This window comes from Variovorax sp. GW821-FHT10D07, assembly GCF_059415325.1.
On sequence record NZ_JBWKMZ010000001.1, the window covers coordinates 910,324 to 925,210 of the forward strand.

The window sequence follows — 14,887 nt, forward strand, 5'->3', positions numbered from 1 at the left end:
CCTCTTCCGATCGTGCGCGTCGTTCGCGCTGCCGGCGCGCCGCCCTCTGGATGCTCTGCGGGCTCGCGGCGCCGATGCTGGCCGCCGCTGAGCCGGCCGTGGCGCCGCCGCTCGCCGCCGCGCCCGATGCCATCGAGGCGCCGTCCTTCGAATTCGACCTGCCCGCGCAGCCGCTCGCGCTGGCGCTCGACCGCTTCGCCGACCTCACGGGCCGCGCCGCGCTCTTCAGCAGCACGCTGGTGGCCGGGCGCACGTCCGCGGCCGTGCGCGGGCGCCTCGCGCCGCTGGCCGCGCTGCAGGCGCTGCTGCAGGGCACGGGACTCGAGGCCGAGGAAGTCAGCGCGGGCCGCGTCGCCGCGCTGGTGCTCAAGCCCGCAGGCCCGTCGCCCTCGGCCCCTGTCGCCGCCGCCCCGAGCGCGGGCCAGGAGAACTACGACAGCCTGATCCAGGCACGGGTCTGGGAGGCGCTGTGCGCCGCCCCGCTGACCGCGCAGGGCGGCTACCGCTCGCTGCTGCGCTTTCGCATCGATGCGGCCGGCCGCGTGCAGCGCGCGCAGCTGCTCGGCGGCAGTGGCGACGCGCGGCGCGACCTGCTGCTGGTGGAGGCGCTCGAGCGCGTGCGCATCGGGCGTGCGCCGCCGCCGCAGATGCCGCAGCCGGTGACGATGCTGATCCTGCCCGAGCAGGGCGGCACGCCGGCCTGCGCGAGCCGGGGGCGCTAGCGATGTCGGAAGAAGTCCGGCTGCTGCTGCTCGACTTCCTGTCGCAGCGCTATGGCGACCTCAAGCGCCGGCTGACGCGCGTGCTGGGCAACGACGACCTCGCGGGCGACGCGCTGCAGGACACCTGGCTGCGCCTGCGGCGGCTCGAGGACCAGGCGCCGATCGTGAATCCGCGCGCCTTCCTGATGCGCATGGCCGTGAACATCGCGATCAACGACCTGCGCAGCCAGAGCCGCGTGGTGCCGCGCAGCGAGGTCGATGCGCTGCTCGAGGTGCCCGACGCGGCGCCGGGCCCCGAGCAGATCGCCGAGTCGCGCTCGGAGATGGAGGCGCTGCAGAAGATCATCGCGCGCATGCCGCAGCGGCGCCGCGACGTGCTGCTGCTCGTGCGCTGGGAAGGCCTGCCGCAGAAGGAGGTGGCGCAGCGCCTGGGCATCTCGCTGCACACCGTCGAGCACGAACTCAAGCGCGCGCAGGATTTCTGCGCCGCCCAGATGGGAAAGAAAAAATAGTTGGCGGATTCGCGCCCCGCCAACTGTCTTGCACCAGTGACGCCATGAAGACACCCTCCGCACCGATCGACGATCCCGCCGCAGCCACCGAGGCGCTGCGCGAGGAGGCGCGCATCTGGCTGAGCCGGCTGGCGGGTGCCGAGCCCACGCAGATGGACGTGCAGGCCTTCCAGCGCTGGCAGCGCACCAGCCCCGCGCATGCGGCCGCCTTCGACGAGGCCAGGCGCCAGTGGGCCTCGATGCGGCTCGCGCTCGGCGGCCTGCTGCGTACCGACCCGAAGCTCGCCGCGCGCCACGAGCGGCTGCGCCATGGCGCCTCGGCGCAGCCGGGCCGCCGGGCCTTTCTCGGCGCGGCCGCCGGCGCGGCGGTGGCGGCCGGCGTGGTGGCGGTCGTGCATCCGCCGCTGGGCCTGTGGCCCGCGGCCGGCGAGTGGCGCGCCGACGAGCGCACCGCGACCGGCGAGCAGCGGCAGCTCGTGCTGGCGCGGCAGGTGCGCGTCACGCTGAATACGCAGACCAGCGTGCGCCGCCAGGCCGAAGGCCTCGAGCTGATCGCGGGCGAGGCCGCGATCGACCTGCCGGCCGAGGCCGGCGCCCCCTTCGTCGTGAGCGCGGGCGCGGGCCGCGCGCTGGCGGGCGGCGACGGACCGGGCCGCTTCGAGCTCAGCTACCTGCAGGGCAAGGCCTGCCTCAGCTGCCTCGAAGGCACGGTGCGGCTCGAGCATCCCGCGGGCACGCGGCAGCTGCAGGCGCGCCAGCAGCTGGTGTACGACGCGCAGGCCATCAGCGGCGTGCGCGCGATCGAGCCGGCCGACCTGTCGGCCTGGCGCCGCGGCGAACTGGTGTTCCGGCAGACGCCGCTCGCGCGCGTGGTGGACGAGATCAACCGCTACCGGCCCGGCCGCGTGGTGCTGCTGGCGGCCTCGCGGCGCGACGACCCGGTCAGCGGGCGCTTCTCGATCGCCGTGCTCGACGAGGCGCTGCTGCAGATCCAGCACTCGTTCGGGCTGCAGGCGCGTTCGCTGCCCGGTGGATTGCTGGTCTTGAGCTGAGCCGGCCGCGCAAGAAAAGAGCGCGCGAAAAAGAGAGAAGAAAAAAGTTGGCGGATTCCACCGCCCTCCCGTGTCTTGCAAGGACGGCCCTTCGCAATGCGAAGGGCGGCACCACACGACGACTTCACTCATTGGCGGGAATCTCACATGAACACGCGCGCGCGCATCGGCAGGCCACGGCAGTCCCTGGAACCAGGGCGGGAGCATTTCAGTCTGGCGCCGATCGCGCGCGCCATCGCGCTGGTGCTGATGGCCGGCGGCGTGGTCGGCCCGGCCCAGGCGCAGCGCGCCTTCAGCGGCGCCTGGTTCAACGCCAAGGGCACGGCGCAAAGCACGGCCGCGGCCACGGGCTACCTGCCGAACGGGCAGCCGGCCTCCAGCCTCACGAACCCGCAGGCGCTGCAGCAGCGCAACAACGCGCAGTGGCAGCGCTCGCTCAACAACCTGAACCTGGCCGCGCAGTCGATCGCGGCGCAGCAGGCCGCGCAGGCGGCGGCACGGCAGGCGGCGCAGAACGACGACTCGGTGCCCGACGGCCTGGTCGACGGCGGCCTCAAGGTCGACAGCCAGAGCCTCAGCGCGGGCTGGTTGAACGCCAGGGCGCCGCAGCAGAGCCTGGCCGAGGGCCGCACGCAGGTGCGCATCGAGCAGACCGCCGAGAAGGCGATCCTCAACTGGGAGAGCTTCAACGTCGGGCGCAACACCACGGTGCAGTTCGACCAGCGCGCCGGCACCCTGCCCGACGGCAGCAACGGCTGGGTGGCGCTCAACCGCGTCAATGATCCCAGCGGACGGCCGAGCCGCATCGCGGGACAGATCAAGGCCGACGGCTCGGTCTACATCGTCAACCGCAACGGCATCGTCTTCACCGGCAGCAGCCAGGTCGATACGCGCTCGCTGGTGGCCAGCGCGCTGCGCCTGACCGACCGGCAGTTCATGGCCGGCATCAACACCAACGAGCTGCTCAAGGACCCCTACGGCAGCCCCACCAACACGCCGGCGCCGCAGTTCGGCGAGTTCCCCGAGGTCGCGCCCTACACCATCGACACCACGGTCGAGAACTCGGCGCCCTGGTTCACACCCTCGCACGTGCCCGGCAACGTGAGCGTGCAGGCCGGCGCGCGGCTCACGGCGCAGAAGGGCGGCAAGCTCATGCTGTTCGCGCCCAAGGTCGCGAATGCCGGCACCCTCTCGGCGCCCGACGGCCAGGTCGTGCTGGCGGCCGGCGAGAACGTCTGGCTGTCGAGCGTGCCCTCGAACGCCGGCCCCGACACCGTGCCCTACTACCTGAGCCCGGCGCGCGGCTTCGAGGTCGCGGCCTCCGCGGTGCCGGCGATCGCCTTCGGCTACTACGGCGCGATGTACGGCATCGGCCAGCTCTCGCCCTCCGATTCGCAGCAGCGCTGGGTCAAGGGCGTGCGCGACACCGTGATGCCTGCGATGGTGGCGCGCGCGGCCGAGGTCGGCTACCAGGTCGACAACAGCGGCCAGATCGATGCGCCGCGCGGCGACATCACGCTCACCGGCCGCACCATCGCGCAGAACGGCATCTTGCAGGCGAGCTCGGCGCTCAACAACCGCGAGGGCTCGATCCGGCTGCAGGGCTGGAGCCAGGGCCTGCTGAGCCGCGAGGGCGAGTTCGCGGTGCCGATGTTCTGGGACGCGGGCACGGTCACTTTCGGGCGCGGCAGCGTGACCGCGGTCATGCCCGACCTCACCGACAAGACCGAGCTCGAGCTCGGCGCGCTGGCCACGCGCTACCGGCCCGGTCGCATCGTCGTGGGCGGCGAGCGCATCGACGTCCAGCAGGACGCGCGCCTGGTCGCGCCCGCGGGCGAGATCCGCCTGCTGGCCACGGCCCAGCCCTCGGGCGTGGTGCCCGACAAGCCCGCCAACAACGACGCCAGCCTGCGCGACGGCAGCCGCATCTACATCGACGATGGCGCCTGGCTCAGCGTGGCCGGGCTGCAGGACATCCCGCTGTCGATGGCGAGCAACCTGGTCACGGCCGACCTGCGCATCAACGAGCTGCGCGATTCGCCGCTGTACCGCGACTCGTGGCTGCGCGGCCAGAAGGTGGTGGTCGACCGGCGCGTGCGCGGCGTGTTCGGCAACGGCCCGATGGCCGGCGTGCTGTGGATCGGCGAGAACGACCCGGGTGCCTGGGTCGGCACGCCGCTGGCCGACGTGTCGACCTGGGTCAACCTCAGCAAGACCACGGTCGGCGAACTCGCCACGCTGGGCGGCCACATCAACCTCAAGGCCGGCGGCTCGGTCATCACGCGCGCCGGCTCGATGCTCGACATCGCGGGCGGCTCGGTGAAATACGGCGACGGCTGGATCGACACCACCAAGCTGCTGAGCGCCGACGGCCGCGTGGTCGACATCGGCCGCGCCACGCCCGACATGCAGTACGTCGGCATCGCCGGGCGCTTCAGCGACAGCCATGCGCGCTGGGGCGTCACCGACGACTGGCGCAGCGCGCTGATCGGCCGGCCGCGCTTCGAGCCCGGCTACACCGAGGGCCGCGATGCCGGCTCGATCCAGGTCTTCGCGGGCGAGGCCTACATCCTCGAAGGCGGCATCTGGGGCGGCACGGTCGCGGGCGAACGCGCCACCCAGCCGGTGACGCAAAGCCGCGGCGGCCGCCTGGTGCTGGGCAGCGCCGACAACCCCGCGTTCGCGTTCTCGCCCGGGCAACTGATCCTGGGCAACCGGCCCGAACTGCTGCCGGCCGACTTCACGCTCGAGAGCCCGGTCGACAGCCGCTTCTTCACGGTCGACGGCGAGGGCCGCTACACCAAGACCAGCTGGCTCTCGACCGACACGCTCGAGGCCGCCGGCCTCGGCGCCATGACCTTCAACGTCGGCAAGGGCTTCCTGCTCGAGAAGGATGCCGTGCTCCGGCTCGAGCCCGGCGCCACGCTCAACGTCGGCCTGGCGACCCTCGACACCAACGTGCCCGTGGCCATCGAGGGCACGGTCCGCGCGCCCGGCGGCTCGGTCAACCTGCCGTCGGGACAGATCAGGCTCGGCGCGGGCGCGCGCATCGACGTCTCGGGGTCCTGGATCAACACGGTCGCCGACGGACCCGACCGGCTGCAGCACGCGATCAAGGGCGGCTCGATCGTCCTGGGCGCGCTGCAGGCCGAGGCGGGCGCGGTGCTCGACGTATCGGGCGGCGGCCAGGTCTCGGGCAGCGCAACGAAGCGCAGCGTCACGACCGGCAACGCCGGCGCGATCCAGCTGCTGACGCTGGGCAGCGCCGACACCCTCGATCGGCTCGACCTGCGCGCCTTCTCGGCCGGCTCGGGCGGCGCGCTGTCGATCAACGCGAACGGCTACGACGTGCAACTCGGTGGCAACAACGACGGCGGCGACGCGCTGCTGCACCTGCCCGCGGACCTCTACGCCTCGCGCGGCTTCCGTTCGCTGACGGTCGACAACGCCAAGGGCATCGCGGTGCCCGAGGGCGTGGCGGTCTCGCTGCGGCCGCGGGCCATCGATCTCGGCGGCGTCGATGCCACGCGCATCGCCTCGGGCGCGAACCTGGCCGAGCTGGGCCCGCTGCGCGCGCTGCCGCTCGAACAGCGGCTCGCGCGCGCACCCGCCTCGCTGCTGCTGGCGGGCAACACGGTGGAGGTCGGCACCGGCGCGCGCATCGAGGTCGACACCGGCGGCTCGCTCCAGCTCGGCAACGACAGCGGCGCGATCGGCGTCGTGCCCGGCAGCATCGTCGTGCGCGGCACGCTCGAGGCGCCGGCCGGCCGCATCGGCCTCTACAGCGCCGGCGAGCTCCGGCTCGCGGACGGCGCGAGCCTGCTGGCGCGCGGCGTGCCGGCGATCCATCGCGACGGGCCCGTCGGCCGCAGCGGCAGCGTGCTCGACGGCGGCCGCGTGCTGCTGCGCGGCGACGTGCAGCTCGACGCGGGCAGCCTGATCAACGTGTCGGGCAGCGCGGGCGAGATCGACGTGCCGCGCCAGGGCTTCGCGCGCGATCGCGGTGCCGCGACGCTCGCGCTGGCCAGCGATGGCGGCAGCATCGAGATCGAGGGCCATGCCCAGGTGCTGGGCACCCTGCGCGCCCGCGCGGGCGGTGCCGGCGCGCGCGGCGGCAGCCTGAAGCTCACCAGTGCCGGCGGCGCGGAATCGCCGGCCGACCAGCTCAAGTGGATCATGCTGCAGTTCGCGGGCGGCGAAGGCGTCGCCAAGTGGGAGGACGCGATCGGCGTCGACTACAGCAGCTACTTCTCGACGGCTGCCGGCCCCTTCGTGTTCACGCGCGAGATGGTCGAGCTGTTCGAGGCCCTGCCCGATGCGGCCGACTTCCGGGTCGTGAACAAGGCGCCGGCCGCCGGCGGCGGCCCTGCCCTGCCCGATGCCACGGCCTTCTTCGCCGACGGCTACCTCGAGGAGATCCTCAACTTCGGCCCCGGCTTCGACCTGCGCGGCGTGTTCACGGGCGCCGCCAGCGCCAAGCCGCCCTCGGTGCTGCTGGCTTCGGCCGTCAACGAGGGCGGCTTCGACCAGTTCGCGATCCAGACGCCGAAGACGGTGCGCCTCGACGGCGTGCACCTCCAGCTCGGCCGCTCGATCACCATCGGCGGCACGCTCGCGAACGCGGGCCGTGCCGATGCCAGCCTGCGGGCGCCGCGCATCGTGCTGTCGACGCCCTCGGTGACGCCCGGCAACGCGGCCGCCGAGCGCGCCGGCAGCCTGAACCTCGATGCCACGCTGATCGACATCGACGGCGGCGCCGCGATCCGCGGCTTCGCCGACACGGTGCTGACGGCGCGCGACCTGCGCATCGCCGACAACGTCGAGGCGCCCGGTGCCGTGCTCGACGTCGAGGGCCGCCTGCTGATGCAGGCGGCGCAGGTCTATCCGGCCACCGGCGCCAAGGCCACGATCCGCGCCACCGATGCGATCCGCATCGAGCGCAACGGCGAGGCCGAAACGCCGCTGTCGGCCGCCGGCAGCCTGACGCTGGAAGCGCCGCGCATCGCGCAGAACGGCGTGCTGCGCGCGCCCTTCGGCCAGATCGTGCTGAAGGCGGGCGAAAGCGTGACGCTCGGCGCGGGCAGCATCACCTCGGTGTCGGGCGACGGTCTGGTGCTGCCCTATGGCGCGCTGCGCAACAACGAGTTCTGGACCGACCCGACCCGGCCCCAGACCGAGGCCGCGGTCGACCTGAGCGCGCCGCCCGAGAAGCGCATCACCCTCGATGCGCCGAGCGTGGAACTGGCGGCGGGCTCGGTGGTCGACGTGGCCGGCGGCGGCGACCTGCATGCGCGCGAGTTCGTGCCTGGCACCGGCGGCTCGCACGACCTGCTCGCCATGCCCGGCGTGTTCGCGATCCTGCCCGCGAGCCGGGCCGCCATGGCGCCGGGCGCCGCGGTGGGCGAACGCATCTGGCTCGCGGGCGGCCAGGGCCTGGAGGCCGGCTGGTATGCCGTGCTGCCCGCGAGCTACGCGGCGCTGCCGGGCGCCTTCGCGGTCATGCCCGGCGGCGGCGCGGCCTCGGCCAGCGCGACCCGCACCGTGGCCGTGGCCGACGGCTCGATGGTGGTCTCGGGCTACCGCGGCGACGGACTGACCGGCGCGCGCGAGGCCGGCTACACCAGCTGGCGCGTGCTGCCGGGCCAGGCGCTGCGCGGCTACAGCGAATACAACGAGGCGCTGGCCAGCGAGTTCTTCTCGTCCGATGCCTTCCGGCTCACGCAGTACCGGCGCACCGGCACCGACATCGCGATCCCGCGGCTGCCGGTGGATGCCGGCTCGCTGGTGCTGCGCGCCACCGACTCGCTCAAGCTCGACGGCCGCCTCGACATGAAGGCGGCGGCCGGCGGGCGCGGCGGCATGCTGGACATCGCGGCCCAGAAGATCGCCGTGGTGGGCGCGGGCCAGGACGGCGGTGCGCTGCGCGCCCAGGGCTACCTGGTGATCGACGCGGCCTCGCTGTCGAACACCGGCGCGGCCAGCCTGCTGATCGGCGGCGTGCGCACCGGCGACCCGCTGGGCATGCGCGTCGAGGTCACGGCCAGCGACATCGTGGTGCGCAACGACGGGCAGTCGGCGCTGTCGGGGCCCGAGCTCATCCTCGCGGCGAGCGGCCAGGTCACGGTCGAGTCGGGCAGCGTGCTCACGGCGCGCGGCGGCACGGCCAGCACCGGCAGCCTGGTGATCGCGCCGCAGGCCAAGGCCATCTACACCGACCCCGACGGCTGGCTCGACGACAACTACGACGGCGTGATCGACGCCAAGGATGCGCTCGACGACGTGCTGACCGCGAAGGCGCGCGACTGGGGCGCTCTGATCCGGCTGTCGAACGCGGGCGATGCGCGCGTGCTGCGCGAGGGCGTGGACCTGAACGAAGCCGGCCGCGCGCTGATCCAGGAAGGCGCGGTGCTGCAGGGCGGCGCCTCGCTGACCATCGACGCCACGCGCGGCACCACCCTCGCCTCGTCGGCGCAGGTCTCGGGCAGCGGCATCACGCTGAGCGGCGGGCGCGTGGGCTTCGGCGGCGGCAGCGAGGGGCTGGTGTTCGACCAGCGCGCGCTGGCCCAGCTCGCGAATGCCGAGCGGCTGCGGCTGCGCAGCTACACCAGCATGGACTTCCACGGCGACATCGACTTCGGCCGCGCCGGTCTCGGCAACGTGACGCTCGACGCGGCCACGCTGGCGGGCTACGGCAATGCGAGCGTGGTGCTGCGCGCCCAGGGCCTGACTCTGGAGAACAGCGTGGCGGCGGTGGCCGATGCCAGCGCGCTGCCGGTGGGCACCGGCACGCTGGCGATCCGCGCCGACGAGCTGGTGCTCGGCACCGGCGACAAGTCGGTGCAGGGCTTCGGCCAGCTGGAGCTGGCCGCCACGCGGCGCATCCTCGGCGAAGGCAGCGGCTCGCTCGATGCCGGCGCGGCCGACATCCGGCTCGCCACGCCGCTGCTGACGGCGCGCGCTGCGGCGACGCAGGCCCTGCGCACCACCGGCCTGCTGGCGCTCGCGGGCGGCGAAGGCGCCGCGACCGAGGCCGACCCGGCCGATGGCCAGGGCGCGCGCCTCACGCTGGCCGGCGGCCGCGTCGACCTCGCGTCGCAGGTGCTCGCGCGCGGCGGCTCGGTCAACGTGACGGCGGCCAGCGGCGACCTGCGGCTGCGCGAGGGCGCGGCGATCGACGTCTCGGGCTTCGAGAAGCGCTTCTTCGACGTCACCCAGTACGGCGACGCGGGCTCGATCGCCCTCACCGCGATCGGCGGCTCGGTGCGGCTCGACGCCGGCGCCGCGCTGCGCCTGGCGGGTGCCCCGGCCGGCGGCGCGGCCGGCAACCTCGCGCTCACCGTGACCGGCAACGGCGCCGTGGTGCTCGACGGCCTGCTCGATGCCCATGCCGCCAGCGGCCAGCGCGCCGGCTCGATCTCGTACGACAGCGCCTCGCTGCCCGACTTCGCGGGCCTGAGCGCGCGGCTCAACGACGCCGGCTTCCGGGCCTCGCGCTCGTTCCGCGTGCGCAGCGGCGACGTGCTGCTCGACGGCACCACGCGGGCCGAGGACTTCCTGCTGGTGGCCGACCAGGGCCACGTCACGCTCGACGGCATGCTCGACACCCGCTCGGCCTACGGCGGGCGCATCCGCGTGGTGGCCGGCGACGGCATCACGATGAACGCGAACGCCGCGCTGCTCGCCGGCGCCACCGGCCCGCTGGGCTATGGCTCGGTCACGCTCGACGCGGCCGATGGCGCGCTCGACCTGCGCGGCGGCCGCATCGACGTGGGTGGCGGCCAGGGCGGCCGCGTGCGCCTGCGCGCCGGTCAGACGGCGGCGCACGACGACCTGCGGGTGACGGCACTGAATGCCGACATCGTCGGCGCGCAATCGGCCGTGCTCGAAGGCGTGGCGCGCTACGACGTGGCCAACTACGACGGCCTGAGCGTCGACTCGGTGAAGGCCGACGCGATCGCGCATGCGCGCAGCTTCGAGGGCAAGGCGCAGGCCATCGCGGCGCGGCTCGGCGCCAACGGCATCGCCGTGATGCCCGGCATCGAGATCGGCAGCGCGGGCGATCTGGCGCTGCAGTCCGACTGGAACCTGGCGCAGGATTTCGCCACCGCGCGCGAAGGTTCGCTGACCCTGCGCGCCGGCGGCAACCTGCTGCTCAACGGATCGATCAGCGACGGCTTCTCCGACGCGACCACCGCCGGCAGCCTGCAGACCGGCCGCTCGTGGAACCTCGCGCTGGTGGCCGGCGCCGACCGCGGCTCGGCCGATGCGCTGGCGCTGGTGCCGCTGGCTGCACAGGCGGCCGGCCAGGGCACGATCACGCTCGGCGCGGCCGACGCCGGCAAGCTGGTGCGCACCGGCACCGGCGAGATCGAGCTGCGTGCCGGGCGCGACCTGGTGCTGGCCGACAAGGTGTCGGCCATCTACACGGCCGGGCGCCGCGACACCACCACCTACGACGACTTCAACGCGCCGGCCGACGCGGCCTACGGCATCGACGGCGGCAGCATGCGGCTGGTGGCCCAGGGCTCGGTGCATGCCAAGCCCACCGACCAGAGCTTCGTCGAATGGCTGCGGCGCCAGGGCCAGGGCAACTGGCGCACCGGCCTGTTCTCCGACTGGTCCGACGAATGGGGCACGCGCTTCACGGGCATGCAGCCGAGCTGGTGGATCGACCCGGGCCAGTTCCAGGGCCTGGGCGCGCTCGGCGGCGGCAACCTGGCGCTGGAGGCCGGCGGCGACCTCGACAACGTGGTGGCGGTGCTGCCGACCAATGCCCGCCTGCGCGGCGCGCTGGCACCGGGCCAGGCGGCCACGCTCGAGATGCGCAACGGCGGCCTGTTCGACATCAAGGCGGGCGGCACGATCCGCGCCGGCCACTACTACGTCGGCCGCGGCGCCGGCAGCATCACGGCCGGCGAGATGGCGGTCGGCCGCACCGTCACCGCCACCGACGCCAATGGCGTCCACACCTGGGACATCGCGCCGATCCTCGCGCTCGGCGACGCCACGCTCGACGTGCGCACCCAGGGCAACCTGCGGCTGGAGACCGTGGTCGACCCGCTGCTGCTGCAGGCGCCGCTGGCGTTCGATCCCTGCTGCGGCCCGGTCGATCCGGGCGCCTACATGAGCGGCCATACCAACCGCACGGCGCTGCGGCTGGTCTCGCTCGGCGGCGACCTCACGCTGGTCGACACCACCTATGCCGAGAGCCGCCAGATTCCCTACATGCCGATCTTCCGCGACCCCGACGGCTCGCCCTATGCCGAGAGCGCGATCGGCCAGGGCGGCAACCGCTACCCGGCCGCGACGCAGATCGTGGCCATGAGCGGCTCGGTGATCGTGCAGGGGCCGGTTTACACCATGACCGCGCCGATGGCCGTGACGCCGGAGCTCGGCTACATCGCCGCGCGCGCACCGGGCGCGCCGGCGCCGCAGGGCGACTTCCAGCTGCTGGCGGCGCAGGACCTGGTGTTCCGCTCCGAGGGCACCGGATCGCTGGTCAGCGTGCCGCGCATCGTGCTCTCGCGCGCGGCGCCCGAACTCATCCCCTCGCCGCTGATGCCGCGCGGCCGCGAGGAGGAGTCGGGCTCGGGCATCGGCCTGGACGGCGTGCTGCAGAACACCTTCGGCTCGTCCTACTCGCGCCAGCTCGGGCTCAACAATCCCGACAAGATGCCGCTCGACGGCGACCACTCGCCGAGCCGCCTCTATGCGCTCGGCGGCTCCATCCTCGGCGCCACCGTGGCGACCAATGAGGAGAGCTGGATCCGCGCCGGCCACGACATCCGCCAGGTCTCGTACAACCTGCGCAACCTGCATGGCAGCGACGTTTCGATCGTCTCGGCCGGCAACGACGTCATCGGCAGCGCGACCGACGTGGTCGGCAGCAGCCCCGGCATCGTGATCGAGGGGCCCGGCGCGCTGCTGGTGAGCGCGGGGCGCGACATCTTCGCGCCCGGTGCGCGCGACGGCAACACCTTCCCGCTGACGATCCAGTCGGTCGGCAACCAGAGCTATGCTTTCAATTCGAGCGAGCCGCGCACGCAGACCCTCGTCAAGGGCCTGCCCGAGCGCGGCGCCTCGATCACGCTGATGGCCGGCCTGCAGGGCAAGGAGCCCGACTACGCGGCCTTCGCGCAGGCCTACCTCGACCCCGCGCGCGCGGCCAGCATGCCCGCCTACCTGACGCAGACGCTCGACGGGCGCACGCTGCCGCTGTACCTCACCGACGACGTGCGCCTGCTCGAGGGCGGCGGCAAGAAGTTCGAGCGCCGCGGCCTGGTCTCCTTCGTGCAGGAGGCCGTGGGCGAGACGCTGGCCCCGCTCGATGCCTGGGCCCGCTTCCAGACCCTGCCCGCGCCCGCGCGCGAACGCTTCCTGCGCGAGGTCTACATGCAGGAGCTGCGCAATGCCGGGCGCGACCAGCTACTGCCCGGCGTCGACGACCTGCCCCTCAACGGCGGCTACAACCGCGGCTACGGCGCCATCGCCACGCTGTTCCCCGGCAGCGGCTGGAAGGGCGACGTGCAGATGGCCGACGGCAGCGTGCGCACCCTGCAGGGCGGCGGCATCGAGGTGCTGGCGCCAGGCGGCGGCCTGCAGGTGGCGGCGCTGGGCCAGGCGCCGGCCGATGGCCGCGGCCTGGTCACCTTGGGCGACGGCGACATCCACGTGTTCACCGCGCGCGACGTGCTGCTCAACCGCTCGCGCATGCTGACCTTCGCGGGCGGCGACGAGATCATCTGGTCGACGCTCGGCGACATCGACGCGGGCCGCGGCGCGAAGACCACGCGTTCGTTCCGCCAGCCGGTGATCGAGACCGACGCCGACGGCATCACGCGCGCGCTCGAGAAGGCCGACATCACCGGCTCGGGCATCGGCACCGTCGAGGGCTTCGAGAACGTGGTGCCGGGCGACGTCGACCTGGTGGCGCCGAAGGGCACGGTCAACGCGGGCGACGCGGGCATCCGCGTCAGCGGCAACCTCAACATCGCCGCGCTGCATGTGCTCAACGCCGCCAACATCGAGGTCAAGGGCGAATCGAAGGGCCTGCCGGTGGTGACGGCCGTCAATGTCGGCGCGCTCACCAACGCCAGCGCCGCGGCCTCGCAGGCCGCCAATGCCGCGCAGGAGACGGTGCAGCGCGAACGCGCCGCGAGCCGCCAGGCCCTGCCCTCGGTGTTCACGGTGCGCGTGCTGGGCTTCGGCAACGAACCGGCCGAAGGCCGCGAGCCGCCGCCCGAAGCCCGGCCCGGCGTGGTGCGTTACGAACCGAACCACCGCGTGCAGGTGATCGGGCACGGCGCCGAACTCAAGCCCGACCTGCTGGCACGGCTGACCGAAGAAGAACGGCGCCGCCTGCAACAGCGCGACTGACGCGTCCGTCACGCGCAGCCAGCGCGCCCTGTCCCGGCGGGACGGGGCGCGGCCCCGCCGTTCCCGCCCTCAGGAGAGCAGACCCGTCATGGACATGAGCATCCACGTTCACCTGGCCACGCCCGAGGCCGGCGCCGAGCCCGGCCGCGCGCTGCGCGACTGCCTGGTGGCGAACTACCAGCGGCTGCATCGCCGGCTGCAGCGGCACCTGGGCTGCGCCGACCGCGCCAGCGACTGCCTGCACGATGCCTGGCTGCGGCTCGGCGATACGGCGGTGCTGCCGGCGGTGCAGGCGCCCGAGGCCTATGTCTATCGCGTCGCCTGCAACGTGGCGCTGGACCGGCTGCGCGGCGAGCGCGCGTCGCTGCAGGTCCAGGAGCCCGAGTTCACGGTCGAGGCCTTCGCCGATCCCTCGCCGGGCCCCGAGGCCGTGGCCGAGGCGCGCTCCGAGCTGCGGGCGCTCGAGCGCGCGATGCAGCGGCTGCCGCGCCGCCATCGCGCGGTGCTCGAGGCGCTGCGCATCGAGGAGATGACACGCCAGGAAGTGGCGCGGCACTACCAGCTCTCGCTGCGCAATGTCGACACGGCGTTGCGGTTGGCGCTGCGGCATTGCGCGGCCGCCGACTGATGCCGCCTCAGCGCAGCGGTCGCCGCGCGGTGCTCGGGCCCGCGAGCACTTGCTGCCCGCTGTGCTGCGCGCAGTAGCTCAGCGCCTGCTGCAGGGCGGTGTCGACGCTGCGCAGCGACAGGCCATAGCGGCTCGCGACCTCGTGCCGCGTCATCTCCTCGATGCGCAGCGCCTCGAGCACCGCGCGATGGCGGCGCGGCAGCCGCTGCATCGCGCGGTCCACGGCCTGCAGCCTCGAGCGTGACTCGCTGATCAGCTCGGGCCCCGGCGCCGGGTCGACCAGCTGGTCGAGCTCGATCTCGCCGCCCTGCCGCGCATGGCGGTTGGCGCGCAACTGGTCGACGGCCGCATTGCAGGCCATGCGGAACACATAGGCCTCGGGCGCCTGCACCGCCTGCATCGCGCCGAGTTCGCCCAGGCGCAGCCAGGTGTCGTGCAGGCAGTCGGCTGCGAGGTCCTGGCAACCGAGGCGGCGCGCGAGGCGCTGGCGCAGGCGCTCGTAGTTCGCGACCAGGAAGTCGCGCAGCGCCGCGCCCTGGGGCATGCCCTCGGGCCGCTGCAGCGCGTGCTGGATGCTCATGTCCATCGCGGTTCGAT

6 protein-coding genes are annotated in these 14,887 nt (G+C 73.6%); 5 read left to right on the plus strand and 1 reads right to left on the minus strand.

The annotated features are described in order from the left end of the window. Positions 1-74: 74 nt before the first annotated feature. From AC07PU_RS04220 to AC07PU_RS04240, 5 genes are all read left to right on the plus strand, one after another. The gene (locus AC07PU_RS04220; RefSeq protein ID WP_495315488.1) at positions 75-722 is read left to right on the plus strand and encodes a secretin and TonB N-terminal domain-containing protein; all 648 of its coding nucleotides are present in this window, start codon (positions 75-77) and stop codon (positions 720-722) included. A gap of 2 nt (positions 723-724) precedes the next feature. Further along, entirely contained in the window at positions 725-1,234 is a 510-nt protein-coding gene (locus tag AC07PU_RS04225) for an RNA polymerase sigma factor (RefSeq protein WP_093349976.1), read from the plus strand. 44 nt (positions 1,235-1,278) lie between these two features. After that, entirely contained in the window at positions 1,279-2,286 is a 1,008-nt protein-coding gene (locus tag AC07PU_RS04230; RefSeq protein ID WP_495315490.1) for a FecR family protein, read from the plus strand. Positions 2,287-2,433: 147 nt separating this feature from the next. Beyond that, a complete protein-coding gene (locus AC07PU_RS04235; protein WP_495315492.1) occupies positions 2,434-13,662 on the plus strand; it encodes a filamentous hemagglutinin family protein in 11,229 nt (3,742 codons plus the stop codon). A gap of 94 nt (positions 13,663-13,756) precedes the next feature. Further along, positions 13,757-14,290: an RNA polymerase sigma factor gene (locus AC07PU_RS04240; protein ID WP_495315494.1), complete on the plus strand. Its 534-nt coding sequence runs from the start codon at positions 13,757-13,759 to the stop codon at positions 14,288-14,290. A 7-nt stretch (positions 14,291-14,297) separates the two neighbouring features. On the opposite strand, the gene AC07PU_RS04245 is transcribed toward AC07PU_RS04240, so the two are convergent. Continuing rightward, positions 14,298-14,876 carry an RNA polymerase sigma factor gene (locus AC07PU_RS04245; protein WP_495315496.1) on the minus strand — a complete coding sequence of 193 codons (579 nt, stop codon included), beginning with the start codon at positions 14,874-14,876 and terminating at the stop codon, positions 14,298-14,300. Between the last annotated feature and the right edge of the window lie 11 nt (positions 14,877-14,887).